This is a genomic window from Pseudomonas sp. RIT-PI-AD, assembly GCF_025642785.1.
In the GTDB taxonomy this organism is placed as follows: Bacteria; Pseudomonadota; Gammaproteobacteria; order Pseudomonadales; family Pseudomonadaceae; genus Pseudomonas_T.
Window position 1 is genome coordinate 77442 of sequence record NZ_JANZKU010000013.1, and the last position, 13371, is coordinate 90812.

Consider the following 13371-nt stretch of genomic DNA (forward strand, 5'->3'; position numbering starts at 1 on the left):
CGAGCCGCCAGTCTACCTGCTGGCGACGGGTTTTTCCGGCGCCAGGCATTCGCTGGCCGCCGCGCGCTCCAGCGCGGGGATCGCCGGTCCGGCCTTCTCCTCCCGTGCCGACGCGCGCGGGCGCCATTGCGGCAAGCCGATCAACACCACGGCGCTGATGATCACCGCCATCGCCAGCCACTCCTCGGCGCCGATGGTCTCGCCGGCGAAGAAAATGCCCAGCAGCACCGCCACCACCGGGTTGACGTAGGCATAGCTGGTGGCCGCCGCCGGCCGCACGTGCTTGAGCAGGTACATATAGGCGCTGAACGCGATGATCGAACCGAACACCACCAGGTAGGCCAGAGCGCCCCAGCCCGCCGCGGTGGGCATGCCTTGCAGGCGCTCGCCGCTGAGGCCGCTGGCGAGCAACAGGGCGACGCCGCCGACGAGCATTTCCACGGCGCTGGCCATCGGCCCCTTGGGCAACGGCAGGTGTTTGCTCCACATCGAGCCGAACGCCCAGGTGGCCGCGGCGAACAGGATCAGCGCGGCGCCGAGCGGGCTCGCCTGGAGGTTGGAGCCCAGGTTCAGCAGGCCGATGCCGACCAGCCCGAGCACGATCCCCGCCCATTCCAGGCGCGTGTTGCGCAGCCCCCAGAACAGCCCGCACAGCAGGGTGAACAAGGGCACCGTGGCGATCGCCAGGGCGGCCACGCTGGAGGCCACTCCCAGGTGCTCGGCCAGGGTCACGCCGCCATTGCCGCAACTGAGCAACAGGATGCCGACGGCGCCGGCCGCCTTCCATTCGCGCCAGGTCGGCAACGGCGCGCCGCGCCAACGCATCCAGGCGAACAGCAGGCCGCCGGCGATGATGAAGCGGATGCCCGCCATCAACAGCGGCGGCCAGGACTCCACGCCGATGCGGATCGCCAGGTAGGTCGAACCCCAGATCACGTACAGCGAGAAGAACGCACCGAACAACAACAGGGGAGAGCCGCGAGCAGGCATGGGATACTCGATCGAACGAAGAGGGACCTCTATTCTATGCAAGGCATACCCTTAAAAATATGGGAGCAAGCACGCTCATAACCGTATTTTGCCTTTGAAAATATGGAAAAATACCGAGCTTTCCTTTTTTCCTAAAAACCTTTCCGGAGCCTTGAGCGATGGACAAATACGATCGTGCGCTGGTCGAGGCGCTGGTGGAAAACGGCAGGGCGTCGTTCGCCGAACTGGCTCGCCGGGTCAACCTGTCGCCCCCGGCCGTGGCGGACCGGGTCGCCAAGCTGGAGACCAATGGCGTCATCACCGGTTATCACGCCAGCGTCGACCCGGCCAAGGTCGGCCTGCCGATCCAGTGCGTGATCGAGCTGCGCCTGGCCGACCACGACTCCAAGCGAACCCTGGATACCCTGGCGAAGATTCCGCAGCTGTCCCTGTGCCACCGGATCACCGGCGATGCTTGCGTGCTGATGCAGGCGGCGGTCGGCTCGATGCAGGAGTTGCAGGAACTGATCGACGAGTTGAGCCAGTACGGCGCGAGCAAGACCTCGCTGATCCTTTCCACGCCGTTCCAGCGGCGCCTGCCCGCCACCCTGCAGGCCGGCAACGGCCGCCGGGGCTGAGCTCAGCGTTTCAGGTAGCGCACGCCGCCGTCCACCAGGACCTCCGCGCCGCGCATGAAGCTGGATTCGTCGGAAATCAGGAATACCGCGGCCTCGGCGATCTCCTCGGGACGCCCGAGGCGACCGATCGGCACCAGGGCGGCGATGCGCTCGCGCAAGGCGGCGGTCGCCTGCGGACCGGGCGCCACCTTGCCGAGGGCGGCGGTCTCGGTCGGCCCTGGGCTCAAGCCGTTGACCCGGATGCCGCGCCCGGCCAGTTCCGCCGACAGGGTGCGGGCCAGGGACAGCAGGGCCGCCTTGCTCGCCGCGTAGACGCTGCTGTCCGGCAGGCCGATATGGGCGCTGACCGACCCGCAGAGCACCACCGAGGCCGGTTCGGCGAACAACGGCAACAGGCGTTGCAAGAGGAAGAAGGGACCTTTCAGGTTGGTCGCCAGGACCCGGTCGAAGTCGGCTTCGCACCAGGCGTCGAGGGGTTGGTGAGTGACATCGCCGGCGTTGAGGAAAGCGCCGTCGAGGCGCGCCCAGCGCGTCCCCAGGCGCTCGGCCAGTTGGCCTTGCGCGGCGCTGTCGCCGGCCTCCACCGGCAGCGTCCAGAGGGCCTCGCCGAGGAGCCGGCGGGTGCGGGCCAGGGTTTCGGGGTCGCGCCCGGTGATCGCCACTTCGGCGCCTTCGGCGAGAAAGCGTCGCGCGCTGGCCAGGCCGATGCCGGCGCTGCCGCCGGTGACGAGGATGCGTTTACCTGAGAGTCGAGCCATCCGGGTGCTCCGGTCGAGACGGGCACCCAGGTTGCGCACGAAAGTATGCAAAGTATAGTAGGCACCTTATGCATACCCAGGGAGCCAGGAGATACCCATGCCCAACCTCGCGGCTACCAGCCCTACCGACCGCCCGTCGGTGGAGTGCCCGATGCTCAGGTTCATCGACATCATCGCCGGCAAATGGGCGATCCCGATTCTCTACCGCTTGATCGTGCTGGACGATGCGGTGCGCTTCAGCGAATTGCAGCGGGCGATCGGGCGCATCACCCAGAAGGAACTGACCAAGCAGTTGCGCGCCTTCGAGCAACGCGGGCTGGTGTCGCGGCAGGTGTTCGCCCAGGTGCCGCCGCGGGTGGAGTACCGCATCACCGCGCTGGGTGCCACCCTGCGCGAACCCCTGAGCGCGCTGGCCGCCTGGATGGACGCCCACGCGGAAGAACTGCGGGCCACGGGCGGCTAGGGAAGCGCTTGGCGTTCAGTGACGCAGCAACAGTTTGCCTTCGATCGGCTGGTAATGATCGGCGGCGCGCACCAGGGACTGGGCGGTGAGGCCGGGCACGCCGTAGACCCAGGACTCGACCCCGTGGCGCTGGCGGATGCGCTCCAGCAGCAGGTCGAAATCGCCGTCCCCGGAGGCCAGCACCACCGCATCCACCCGCTCCGCCGCCTCCAGCACGTCGAGGGTGATGCCCACGTCCCAGTCGCCCTTGGCCGAACCGTCGGCGCGCTGGATGTAGGGTTTGAGCTTCACCGTGAAGCCCAGGTTGCGCAGGATCTGCTGGAACTGCTGCTGCTTCGGGTCGCCCCGGTCGATGGCATAAGCATAGGCCTCAGCGATCCTGCCGAGCCCCGCCACCTGGGCCCACAGCGCCGCATAGTCGAAGTGACAGCCGTAGGCCTGGCGCACGGTGTAGTAGAGGTTCTGTACGTCGGCGAACAGGGCGATGGATTTCAAGACGGGCTCCGGTGGCCTCGAGGCGGGCGGCGATTATCGCAGCCCACGGCCGCCGAAGCATACGCGCCGGTCAGACGAAGGTGTCGTCGTCGGAGAAAAAGCCCGCGTCGTCGCTGAAGTCGGCGTCGCCGAAGCCCGGGTCGGCGTACCCCGGGTCGGTGTCGTTGACCGGCAGGGCACCGAACTGGTCGGGGGTCATGTGGCTGGTGTCGAGGTCGCTGTCGGCGAGGAAGCTGACGTCCTGGTCGTTGGGTTCGAGGGCGGCCGCCGGCTGGATGATTTCGACGATCTCCTGGGGACTCCCGTGCTGGAACAGGCCGGTGAGCATGTCCGCCAGCATCACCCCGCCCGCCACGCCCGCCGCCGTCTGCAGTGCGCCGCCGAGAAAGCTACCGGCCCGCGAGGGTACATTCGGCGCCGGATAGGCCGCACCGGGCGGCGTCGCCGGGGCGTTCGCCCAGTTGCCGGCGCTGGCCGGTGCCGGTGCCGGTGCCGTATTGCGGCCGCCGACGCCGAACAGGCCGGCGAGGAAGCCGCCGCTGCTCGGCTTGGCGCGGGCCTGGGCGACTTCGGCTTCGAGTTGCTTGACGCGTTGGTCGAGGCGCTTGAGCGCCGCCTCCTGGATCAGGATGACCTGGGCCATGTAGTAAGGCGCCGAGGGCTGTGCGGCGAGGTGGCTGTTGATCTGCGCTTCCGCCTGGGGATCGGGTGCGGCGGCCTGCGCTTCGGCTGTCTTCAAGCGGTTGAACAGGCCATCGATCAGGGTTTGTTCGGTCGGTTCCATGGTCTCGCCTGCGCTGCGAATTGGACACAAGATGGCGGTTTGAGCAAGCTGGCCGGTCCAAGTTCCCCGTGGAGACCGCCATGCACACGCCTGCCGCGCTGCTGATCATCGACCTGCAACAGGGCATGCGCGAAGCGCGCCTGGGGCCGCGCAACAACCCCGGCGCGGAGGAACGCCTGGCCGCCCTGCTGGCCCACTGGCGGGCGCGCGACTGGCCGCGCGTGCATGTCCGTCACATGTCCCTGAGCCCCGCCTCGGTGTTCTTCCCCGGCCAGCCGGGCGCGGAATTCCAGCCCGCGTTCAGGCCCGCCGAGGGCGAGCAGGTGCTGGAAAAGAACGTGCCCGATGCCTTCGCCCTCAGCGGCCTGGAGCGCTGGTTGCGGGTACGCGGCATCCAGCGCCTGGCGATCGCCGGGGTCGCCAGCGAGAACTCGGTGGAAGCCACCGCCCGCAGTGCCGGTTGCCTGGGTTTCCGGACCTGGGTGGTGGCGGACGCCTGCTTTACCTTCGCCAAAGCCGATCACGCCGGCCGGCCGCGCAGCGCCGATGAGGTGCACGACATGGCGATGGCCAACCTGCACGGCGAATACGCCGAGGTGATCGACAGCCAGCGGCTGCTCGCAGCCTGGCCCTGAAGGGCCACACGCATTTGGCCACTCCGGCGGCTTCCGCTACAGTAGCCGCCCGCCTCCGCCGTGACCTTGCCGATGACAGCTTTCAGCGCGCTTCGCGATTCCTGGTATTTCTTCAGCCGCCACCTGCCGGCCATCGCGCTGCTCAGCCTGCCCTTGATCACCCTGGAGGCGCTGCTGGAGGCGTTCATCGAAGCGCATACGGCGAAGGCCGAGCCCTCGCTCTATTCGCTGCTGGCGAACCTGCTGTTCTACCCGCTCTACAGCGCCGCGTTGATCCTGTTCCTCGACGCCCGCAGCCGCGGCGAGCATCCGCACACCCTGGCCCTGTGGAGCGGCGCGCTGCGCCTGTGGCCGCGCTTCGCGTTGCTCACCGGCCTCAACGTGCTGCTGTTCATGCTGGGGTTCGCCGCCTACGTGCTGCCGGGCGTCTGGTTGATGGTGAAGCTCGGCTTTTCCGAATACCTGCTGACCCTGCGCGGCCACTCGCCGCTGACGGCGATCCGCGACAGCTTCCTGCTCAGCCGCGGCCACTTCTGGACCATCGCGCTGTGCATCGCCCTGGCCTTGGCGCCGGTCTGGGCCCTGGACTGGCTGTTCGGCCTGTGGCTGGGCGACGATCCCGCGCCCCTGCTCGCGGTGCTGACCACGGTGATCAGCGGCTTCTTCCAGTTGTTCTCCGGGGTGGTGCTGTTCCGCCTGTTCATGCAACTGGAACGGCCGCCCGCGCCGCCCCATTGAGCCCACCGTGGGCGGCCCGCGCCGGCTCCGCTATGCTCGGGGCACCTCGAGCCACCCGGTGCGTTTCCTCCGATGCCCCGCTTCCTGCGTTCCCTGTCGTTCGGCCTGGCGCTCGTCGTCCTGGCGCTTTCCGCGGTGATCTACTCGCTCACCTGGCACCCCGCGCAGCGCGAGCCGGCGGCGTCGCATTGCGCCGCACCGGCGCCGGCTCTGCGCGCGGGGCAGGCGCTGAAGGTGATGACTTGGAACCTGCAATACCTGGCCGGTAAGGGCTATCTGTTCTGGAACGACCTGGCCGACGGCAGCGGCCCCGACGAACGCCCGACGCCCGCCGACCTGGCCCACACCCTGGACGAAGCGGCGCGGGTGCTGCGCGATGAACGCCCGGACCTGGTCCTGCTCCAGGAACTCCACGACGGCGCCAAGGCCAGCGACTACCAGGATCAACTGGCGCTGCTGGAAGAACGCCTCGCCGACCTCTACCCCTGCACCGCGCAAGCCTTCTACTGGAAGTCCGCCTTCGTGCCGCACCCGCGCATCCTAGGCAGCGTCGGCATGAAGCTCGCCGTGCTCAGTCGCTACCGCATCGACAGCGCCGAGCGGCTGCAACTGCCGCTGGCCCATGGCGATCCCCTGGCCCGCCAGTTCGGCCTGAAGCGGGCGCTGCTGGTGGCGCGCCTGCCCATCGCGGGCGGCGGCTCGCTGGCGGTGCTCGACACCCATCTGGATGCGCCGCTGCCGGGCGACGATACCCTGCCGCGGCAGTTGGCGAAGAGCCTGGAAGCCCTCGGTGAACTGGATGCCGCCGGCACGCCGTGGATCTTCGGCGGCGACTTGGCCGCGGCGCCGCCCGGCCAGGCCGAGCGCCTCGCGGCGATCCTCGGCGGAACGGCGAGCGACGCGCTGGCGCCGCTGTACGGGCGCTACCCGATGATTCCCGCCCTGGAGGAAGCCGACGGGGCCGAACAGGCGCGCTGGCTCACCCACTTCCCCAACGACCCCCGGGTGAGCGCGCCGGATCGCACCTCGGACTACCTGTTCCACAGTCCGGGGCTGACCCGGCTGGACGCGCAGGTCAGGCAACGCGACACCCTGCGCATCTCCACCCATCTGCCGCTGAGCGCGCGCCTGCTGCTGCCCGCCGCGCATCCCTGACGGCCCGCCGGAGCCGCGCTGCTCAGCGCCGCGGCTTGGCCCGCGCGGTGGGTTCGGCGACCAGCGGATCCTCGGGCCAGTAATGCTTGGGATAGCGCCCCTTGAGGTCCTTCTTCACCTCGGCGTAGGTGGTGCGCCAGAAGCTCGCCAGGTCCTGGGTGACCTGCACTGGCCGCCGCGCCGGCGACAGCAGGTGCAGCTTCACCCCCAGGCGTCCGCCGCCGATGCGCGGGGTGTCGGCCAGGCCGAACAGCTCCTGCAACCGCACCGCCAGCACCGGCGGGTCGTCCTGGTAGTCCAGGCGGATGCGAGAGCCGGACGGCACCTCCAGGGTTTTCGGCGCCAGTTCATCGAGGCGCTGCGGCAGCGGCCAGGGCAGCACGCCCTGGAGGATCGCCGAGAGGTCGAGTTGGGCGAAATGACTCAGCCGGGCGACCTTGCCTAGGTAAGGCGCCAGCCAGCTCTCCAGATCCGCGAGCAGCGCCGCATCGCTGACGTCCGGCCACTCGCTGCCGCCCTGCCGCTCCAGGTCGAGCCGACGCAGCAGCGCGACCCGCGCCTGCCACTGACGCAGTTCGGCGGTCCAGGGCAGCAATTCGAGCCCCTTGCGCCGCACCAGGGCCACCAGCGCGCGGCTGCGACTGGCCTCGTCCAGCGCCGCCAAGGGTTCGCGCGCCAGCACCAGCTCGCCCACCCGCCGCTGGCGTTCGGCGCGCAGCACGCCTTCGCGTTCGTCCCAGTCGAGGACGTCCTGGACGGCGACCTGCTCGGCCAGCGGTCCCTCGAACAAGGCCGGGTCCAGTTCGGCGGCCAGGTAGATGCGTTCCTCGCGCTGGCCCTGGCGGCTGCCCAGGTCGGCGATCACCAGCCAGGGTGCCTTCATCAGCGCGTCCGGCTCGCCGAACACCGCGGCGCGGCCATTGGCCAGGCGATAGCCGGCGCCGGCCTCGCGGCGTTGCCGGGCCACCCGGTCGGGGTAGGCGAAGGCCAGCAGGCAGCCGAGCCAGCGCGGGTGTTCGGGGTCGGCCACCGCCCGCTCGACCGGGCCGCGCAGGTAGCTGCGGAACTGCCGGGACAGTTGCCACGCGCGCTGCACGCCGCCCCGGGCGCCACGGGCGGCGTTCGCGCCCTCCAGCAGGAGCAGACGGTTGTGCAGGTCGGCATCGCCCGCGCCGCGCAGGATGTCGCGCTCGCCGAGCAACGCGGCGAGGTCGCAGGCCAGGCCGCCGAGGCCGAGGGCCTGACCGCGCAACAACAGGTGGGCGATGCGCGGGTGGGTCGGCAGGCGGGCCATGGCATGGCCATGGGGGCTCAGGCCGCCCTTGTCGTTCAACGCGCCGAGCCGTGCCAGCAGGTCGCGGGCCTGGGCCAGCGCGGCCGGCGGGGGCGGATCGAGCCAGCGCAGCTCGTCCGCGGCGACGCCCCAGCGCGCCAGTTGCAGGGCCAGGCCGGCGAGGTCGGCCTGGAGGATTTCCGCCGCGCCATGGGCCGGCAGGTGTTCGTGCTGCGCCTGCGACCAGAGCCGGTAGCACACCCCCGGCTCGAGCCGCCCGGCCCGCCCCGCGCGCTGGGTCGCCGAGGCCCGGGCGATACGCTGGGTGTCCAGGCGGGTCATGCCGCTCGCCGGGTCGAAGCGTGGGACCCGCTCCAGGCCGGCATCCACCACCACCCGCACGCCGTCGATGGTCAGGCTGGTTTCGGCGATGTTGGTGGCCAGCACCACCTTGCGCATGCCCGCCGGTGCCGGCTCGATGGCGGCGCGCTGGGCGGCCAGGTCCAGCTCGCCGTGCAGCGGGCAGACCCGCACGTCCGGGCGAGCGGCCAGGGCGTCGTCGAGCAACGCGGCGACGCGGCGGATTTCCGCCTGGCCGGGAAGGAACGCCAGCAGGCTGCCCGGCTCGTCGGCCAGGGCCTGCAGCAGGGTCTGCGCCATCCGCGGTTCGAGGCCCTCGCGCTCGTAGGGGCCGGCGGCCTGCAGCGACCGTCCCCAGCGAATGTCGACCGGGTACATGCGGCCCTCGCTGCGTACCACCGGCGCGTCCTCGAGCAACGACGACAGCCGCTCGCCCTCCAGGGTGGCGGACATCAGCAGCACCTTCAGCGACGGTTCGTCGCGCAGCAAGGCGCGTCCGGCGAGGGTCAGCGCCAGGGCCAGGTCGGCGTCCAGGCTGCGCTCGTGGAATTCATCGAAGATCACCAGGCCGACGCCCTCCAGGGCCGGATCGTCCTGCAAGCGGCGGACGAGAATGCCCTCGGTCACCACTTCGATACGGGTGCGCGGGCCGACCTTGCTTTCCAGGCGGATGCGGTAGCCGACGGTCTCGCCGAGGGCGTCGCCGGATTCGCTGGCCAGGCGCTCGGCAGCGGCGCGGGCGGCCAGCCGGCGCGGCTCCAGCATCAGGATGCGCTGCCCGGCGAGCCAGGGTTCGCCGAGCAGGGCCAGCGGCACGCGGGTGGTCTTGCCCGCCCCGGGGGGCGCTTCCAGTACGGCTTCATCCCGCGCGGCAAGGGCGGCGCGCAGGTCCGGGAGGATGGCGTCGATGGGGAGTTGTTTCATGGAGGGAGCTTCTATTTTGACGAGGCAGTATAAAGCGAGCCGCCTAGACAGATCGCCTAAAAGCATTTCCCCCGAGCGATCCAAGTCAGTTCCTGAAGTGCATGAATGAAGGACTAAACAGCAGTCATTGCGGTCGTCAGGCTCCGAAGCGGACTTGCTAGGCGGCACCTGGTTCCGGGAAGCATTTGGGTAAAACTCGCGTCATGCCATATCCCCTGCGCCTAGCAAGTTGGGTTAGGCGCCCTTGGCTCTATGCTTTATCCAATTGCGCATCCATCAGTGTGGCGATAAAGGGTCGATCGAGGCGCAACCAAAGCAAAACGGGTATCAGTGTCGGTAATAGCAATGTTCCAACCTGATATCCCAGGCCGATCAAGTTGAGCTGCAACATAGAAAACTTCGTGGTGGCCTGGGTCACTTCACGCGCATGGAAAGCAATGGCAACCAGCCAACTGAGACATACGCTCCACGCCTGAAAAGGCACCAACGCCATAAAGCCCAGCAGTACTTTCCACCAGAACCCTCGGCAGCGGGCAGCAAGCAGAAGGGTAATCAGCAGCGGAAGGCCGTAACAGCAAGTCAACAGATGAACCTCAGGCGTCAGTTCGGCCAACCGCCCGCTCGCATGAGGAACCTGTAGTGAAGTCAGCAGCGTCTGACTGACCCCAGTTAGTTCACTGCCCCTTACCCAATCGGAAAAGAACGCGCCCATGGCTTTTTCGGCCAACCAGGCCGCAGGCCGTACCAGCAGTTCGCGTAGCCAGTACCACAGCGCCAGCACGGGCCCGAGCAGCACCAAGGCCCGAAGAAAAAAACAAATGATGGGACTAGGCAGCAGCGACATCGGACATATCCCGAGTGGGCAAGTGGCGAACCCAGATCAACCAGACGACTACTACATCGAGCATGATCAGAATTTGCCATAGATACAGGTGGGCGAACTCGAAAGCAGCCTGATACCAAAGCGAGAGGTAATACAGGCTGATCACACGCAGTACGTTGAGCGCTTGTATAGCGACGAAGCCCAACGGCAGGCCGATTAATTTATGCCGCCAAGGCGCCGGGTAAGCCAGGATCGCAGCCCCTAATAGAATGCAGGCCTCGATGCCGTTACAACCTGCCTCGATCGACACTCCACCACCGCGCGAGAAGCTTTGCAGCACCTTGCCATAGGCCATCACATCGCTATCGAAGATACCTATCAAGCCCGCACAAATGTCGGTCAGCAATCGAGTCCAGGGCAAAACCAGTACATGCTGCGCCGGCGGAGTCAGTTCAAAGGTAAACGATGCCAGAACTAGCACGAGAAAAAATAAGAAAAAACGATTCATTGCTTGAGAGTAAGAACTTAGATAAGACAGGGGCAGCTAAAAAGCATCCCGCCAAAGATTAAATTTAACCTGCTCATTCTTAACCTTAACTCCTTCTAAAGAAAAACCGCGAACCTGTAAAACGCTTACAACATTGGAAAACTGCCAAAGGCAAAATTTATTTAACCCATGATTATTACCTGCCATCACTAAAAACTAGAATCATGTAAAATAGGCAACCACAAATTTACCAACCATTAACTTTGCTTACCAGCAAGAGCAAGCATTTTAAGCCGCACTACTTAAAACAAGAAATCTACACCCAAATAAATTGAGCAAAAAAACCAAGCTATCTATCACCCATTTATCTGACTATTTTTCTGCCAAACTTGATCAAGATGACCAAGCCATTAGTTGCCATGAGCAAACTCGCCGCCAGGATGCCTACCAAAGAGCGTTCTGCCCCCCAAAGAGGTACTAAAACCTCCTGAAAACTCTGGGCATTAAAGGATAAAGCTGTAGAAATAGCCAATAATAGTCCTCCATATATCAACGCCCAAAGCACTGGCGATTGCGGTTCAGCTACAGAACTTCCACACCCATAGAAGGCAGCAACTGGCATTAAGGTAACTACCACTATAGAGGCTAGCAAACTTAATTCCAGCCTCTGAAAGGCGAAACTTAGCACCACTCCACCGAAAGCCGCCATCAGCCAGACGATGGTCAGCACATTATAGGACGCCCTCAATAGCCATCTGACTGCAAGACTACCTAAAGTGGCCGAAAACAAGGCCACAAGAACTGATAACGCTAGAACCTCATCCATATTAACTATCTCGCAAAAATTCTAACCGAACTACTAACGACACCACCACTCAAGAAAGAGAGCCAGGCACCTAAAACCACACCGCCAGCCCCCAAAAACTAACAAGCAGTGCCGCCGACTCTAAAGGCTCCTAATATCCGGCAGCTGAACAACCATTCCCTAAAGCTTGCAACTCCAGAATCATAGTGTTCATGGCTGCCAAAACCACTAAAAAAAGAACAACGCAACAGAAAATTGAAGGGGAAACACTAGCCAATGCAGCGATAAAACCAAACCAAAATTGGTACCATTCGATACTCACCCATCCAGATAATTTCCTCCACTGCAGTGTCCTTCGTGCAGATAAGCAACCCGTACCCGTCTCCAGATTAACCAGAATATAACTATATCTGCCTTTTCATGAAGCGTAGCCTCCTTGCCTAGCACTAAATTCGCTAGCACCTCGCTCCTCACACTACGGCCAAATCGACTATTTGGTTACTATTGCAACGAACGCTATTGAAAACCCGAGTGCAAAATATGGGAACATCCCACGATTCAATATCATTAGCGGCACCATCCTTTTAAAGTAGCGGCGTATACAGCGCTCTTCGATAAAGCCGATGACCAGCCATAACCCTAGCGCGATGACCAGTCCGAACGGGTAACGTTCGATTTCAATTGCCCCCACCATATAAAATATAAGCTTAGAAAAAACCCATGCAACCAAGCACCCAACCCCAACCATCACAAGAATGAGCAAGCGCCCATGGAATGGAACCTCATCAGAATCTGGATCACTCCTCTGAGCCCAATATAAAAAGGAGAGACAAAAAATGGAAATCAGTATTATCCATCCACTACCCAAAGTACCATAAATTTTAATCCATATGAAAATCAAGAGCAGCATTAAAGCTACTAACAGGAAATATAACCACCATAACTTCTGGCTTTTATTCATATATCAAGCTCCGCAATCTCCCGATTCACAAAAGCCAAAAGCATGGTAAGCAAACACCAACCATGATTGCCAATGCAGCCCCTACCACTATACCTGCAGGATTCATAAAAAATGCACCTAAAAACGTTGCTGCCTTCACCGCTATCAGAGTGACCATTAAAGAAGAAAATATCTGAAGGACTTTTTGCGCGGGAGATAGCGAATCATTATTCACAATATCGATAACACCCACAACAAAAATAATCGTACTAGCAACGAAAGCAAGCTTATTAATCCAATAGGATCTTTGCAACTCTTCAAATGGCCCATTGACTGCGTCAGGGTTTCTAGTGAATCGACCAATGACGAAAGCCCGCCGCTCACGAACTCTAGCCGCCCTCCGTTACCCTTTCCTTTATAAGATAAGCCCCAGTGCCCGTTTCAGGGTCAATGATCAAAAAGAGGTACTAAAACCTCCTGAAAACTCTGGGCATTAAAGGATAAGCTGTAGAAATAGCCAATAATAGCCCTCCATATATCAACGCCCAAAGCACTGGTGATTGCGGCTCAGCTACAGAACTTCCACACCCATAGAAGACAGCAATAGGCCTTAAGGTAATTACCAATATAGAAGCGAGCAAATTTAATTCTAGCCTCTGAAAGGATAAATTAGCATCACCCCACCGAAAACCGCCATCAGCCAGACGATGGTCAGCACATTATAGGGCGCCCTCAATAGCCATCCCTAAAGTGGCCGAAAACAAGGCCACAAGAACTGATAACGCTAGAACTTCATCCATATAGCTATCTCGCACAAGCTCTAACCGAACCACTAACGGCACCACCACCCAAGAAAGAAATCCAGGCGCCTAAAGCCGCACCGCCAGCCCAAAAAAACTAACAAGAAAATGCCACCGACTCTAAAGAGCGCTTAATGTCCCAGCAGTTGGGCAGCCACTCCCTAAAGCTTGTCGCTCCAGAATCAGTAGCTAGGACAGCGATAAGGCCAAACTAAAATTTGGTACCATTCGATATGCATCCATCCAGATAACCTCCTCTATTGCCGTGCCCTTTGTGCCGATAAGCGCCCGTACAAAATCGAAGCTTTCTAGCTCCATGCGTAT

Annotated in this window: 15 protein-coding genes; 5 read left to right on the forward strand and 10 right to left on the reverse strand. The window is 63.1% G+C overall.

Features of this window, described 5'->3' with window-relative positions; translation table 11 throughout:
- Positions 1 to 12 precede the first annotated feature (12 nt).
- Positions 13 to 990 (reverse strand): drug/metabolite exporter YedA, encoded by a 978-nt coding sequence (gene yedA, locus OGL92_RS13235; protein ID WP_263144123.1) that lies wholly within the window; start codon positions 988 to 990, stop codon positions 13 to 15.
- 158 nt (positions 991 to 1148) lie between these two features.
- Between yedA and OGL92_RS13240 the strand changes: the two genes are divergently transcribed.
- On the forward strand, positions 1149 to 1607 hold the full coding sequence (locus OGL92_RS13240; RefSeq protein ID WP_263144125.1) for an Lrp/AsnC family transcriptional regulator: 459 nt from the start codon (positions 1149 to 1151) through the stop codon (positions 1605 to 1607).
- A gap of 2 nt (positions 1608 to 1609) precedes the next feature.
- On the opposite strand, the gene OGL92_RS13245 is transcribed toward OGL92_RS13240, so the two are convergent.
- Positions 1610 to 2365 carry an SDR family oxidoreductase gene (locus tag OGL92_RS13245; RefSeq protein WP_263144126.1) on the reverse strand — a complete coding sequence of 252 codons (756 nt, stop codon included), beginning with the start codon at positions 2363 to 2365 and terminating at the stop codon, positions 1610 to 1612.
- Positions 2366 to 2462: 97 nt separating this feature from the next.
- On the opposite strand from OGL92_RS13245, the gene OGL92_RS13250 reads away from it, so the two are divergent.
- Complete coding sequence (locus tag OGL92_RS13250; RefSeq protein ID WP_263144128.1) at positions 2463 to 2828, forward strand: helix-turn-helix domain-containing protein; 366 nt, start codon at positions 2463 to 2465, stop codon at positions 2826 to 2828.
- 15 nt (positions 2829 to 2843) lie between these two features.
- On the opposite strand, the gene OGL92_RS13255 is transcribed toward OGL92_RS13250, so the two are convergent.
- Positions 2844 to 3323 (reverse strand): NYN domain-containing protein, encoded by a 480-nt coding sequence (locus tag OGL92_RS13255; protein WP_263144129.1) that lies wholly within the window; start codon positions 3321 to 3323, stop codon positions 2844 to 2846.
- A 70-nt stretch (positions 3324 to 3393) separates the two neighbouring features.
- Positions 3394 to 4107: a DUF2076 domain-containing protein gene (locus OGL92_RS13260; RefSeq protein ID WP_263144130.1), complete on the reverse strand. Its 714-nt coding sequence runs from the start codon at positions 4105 to 4107 to the stop codon at positions 3394 to 3396.
- 80 nt (positions 4108 to 4187) lie between these two features.
- On the opposite strand from OGL92_RS13260, the gene OGL92_RS13265 reads away from it, so the two are divergent.
- The 3 genes from OGL92_RS13265 to OGL92_RS13275 all read left to right on the forward strand — a co-directional run bounded on the left by OGL92_RS13265 (position 4188) and on the right by OGL92_RS13275 (position 6635).
- Positions 4188 to 4742, forward strand: a complete 555-nt coding sequence (locus tag OGL92_RS13265) for a cysteine hydrolase family protein (protein WP_263144132.1) — start codon at positions 4188 to 4190, stop codon at positions 4740 to 4742.
- 72 nt (positions 4743 to 4814) lie between these two features.
- Positions 4815 to 5480 carry a hypothetical protein gene (locus tag OGL92_RS13270; protein ID WP_263144133.1) on the forward strand — a complete coding sequence of 222 codons (666 nt, stop codon included), beginning with the start codon at positions 4815 to 4817 and terminating at the stop codon, positions 5478 to 5480.
- A 72-nt stretch (positions 5481 to 5552) separates the two neighbouring features.
- Positions 5553 to 6635: an endonuclease/exonuclease/phosphatase family protein gene (locus OGL92_RS13275; protein ID WP_263144134.1), complete on the forward strand. Its 1083-nt coding sequence runs from the start codon at positions 5553 to 5555 to the stop codon at positions 6633 to 6635.
- A 22-nt stretch (positions 6636 to 6657) separates the two neighbouring features.
- On the opposite strand, the gene hrpB is transcribed toward OGL92_RS13275, so the two are convergent.
- The 6 genes from hrpB to OGL92_RS13305 form a co-directional block, all read right to left on the reverse strand.
- Positions 6658 to 9192, reverse strand: coding sequence for an ATP-dependent helicase HrpB (gene hrpB / locus OGL92_RS13280; protein ID WP_263144135.1), 2535 nt, complete (start codon positions 9190 to 9192; stop codon positions 6658 to 6660).
- A gap of 250 nt (positions 9193 to 9442) precedes the next feature.
- Positions 9443 to 10036 (reverse strand): exosortase H-associated membrane protein, encoded by a 594-nt coding sequence (locus OGL92_RS13285; RefSeq protein WP_263144136.1) that lies wholly within the window; start codon positions 10034 to 10036, stop codon positions 9443 to 9445.
- Complete coding sequence (xrtH, locus tag OGL92_RS13290) at positions 10020 to 10523, reverse strand: exosortase H (protein ID WP_263144138.1); 504 nt, start codon at positions 10521 to 10523, stop codon at positions 10020 to 10022. The genes OGL92_RS13285 and xrtH overlap by 17 nt, the downstream gene beginning before the upstream one ends.
- Positions 10524 to 10866: 343 nt before the next feature.
- Positions 10867 to 11328 (reverse strand): hypothetical protein, encoded by a 462-nt coding sequence (locus tag OGL92_RS13295; RefSeq protein ID WP_263144140.1) that lies wholly within the window; start codon positions 11326 to 11328, stop codon positions 10867 to 10869.
- 469 nt (positions 11329 to 11797) lie between these two features.
- On the reverse strand, positions 11798 to 12268 hold the full coding sequence (locus OGL92_RS13300) for a hypothetical protein (RefSeq protein ID WP_263144141.1): 471 nt from the start codon (positions 12266 to 12268) through the stop codon (positions 11798 to 11800).
- Positions 12269 to 12293: 25 nt separating this feature from the next.
- Positions 12294 to 12560 carry a hypothetical protein gene (locus OGL92_RS13305; RefSeq protein ID WP_263144143.1) on the reverse strand — a complete coding sequence of 89 codons (267 nt, stop codon included), beginning with the start codon at positions 12558 to 12560 and terminating at the stop codon, positions 12294 to 12296.
- Positions 12561 to 13371 lie beyond the last annotated feature (811 nt).

Excerpts from the sequence above, each read along its gene's own strand:
- yedA (WP_263144123.1), bottom strand. The coding sequence starts at position 990 with ATGCCTGCTCGCGGCTCTCCCCTGTTGTTGTTCGGTGCGTTCTTCTCG.
- OGL92_RS13240 (WP_263144125.1), top strand. The coding sequence starts at position 1,149 with ATGGACAAATACGATCGTGCGCTGGTCGAGGCGCTGGTGGAAAACGGC.
- OGL92_RS13245 (WP_263144126.1), bottom strand. The coding sequence starts at position 2,365 with ATGGCTCGACTCTCAGGTAAACGCATCCTCGTCACCGGCGGCAGCGCC.
- OGL92_RS13250 (WP_263144128.1), top strand. The coding sequence starts at position 2,463 with ATGCCCAACCTCGCGGCTACCAGCCCTACCGACCGCCCGTCGGTGGAG.
- OGL92_RS13260 (WP_263144130.1), bottom strand. The coding sequence starts at position 4,107 with ATGGAACCGACCGAACAAACCCTGATCGATGGCCTGTTCAACCGCTTG.
- OGL92_RS13265 (WP_263144132.1), top strand. The coding sequence starts at position 4,188 with ATGCACACGCCTGCCGCGCTGCTGATCATCGACCTGCAACAGGGCATG.
- OGL92_RS13270 (WP_263144133.1), top strand. The coding sequence starts at position 4,815 with ATGACAGCTTTCAGCGCGCTTCGCGATTCCTGGTATTTCTTCAGCCGC.
- OGL92_RS13275 (WP_263144134.1), top strand. The coding sequence starts at position 5,553 with ATGCCCCGCTTCCTGCGTTCCCTGTCGTTCGGCCTGGCGCTCGTCGTC.
- hrpB (WP_263144135.1), bottom strand. The coding sequence starts at position 9,192 with ATGAAACAACTCCCCATCGACGCCATCCTCCCGGACCTGCGCGCCGCC.
- OGL92_RS13285 (WP_263144136.1), bottom strand. The coding sequence starts at position 10,036 with ATGTCGCTGCTGCCTAGTCCCATCATTTGTTTTTTTCTTCGGGCCTTG.
- xrtH (WP_263144138.1), bottom strand. The coding sequence starts at position 10,523 with ATGAATCGTTTTTTCTTATTTTTTCTCGTGCTAGTTCTGGCATCGTTT.
- OGL92_RS13295 (WP_263144140.1), bottom strand. The coding sequence starts at position 11,328 with ATGGATGAGGTTCTAGCGTTATCAGTTCTTGTGGCCTTGTTTTCGGCC.
- OGL92_RS13300 (WP_263144141.1), bottom strand. The coding sequence starts at position 12,268 with ATGAATAAAAGCCAGAAGTTATGGTGGTTATATTTCCTGTTAGTAGCT.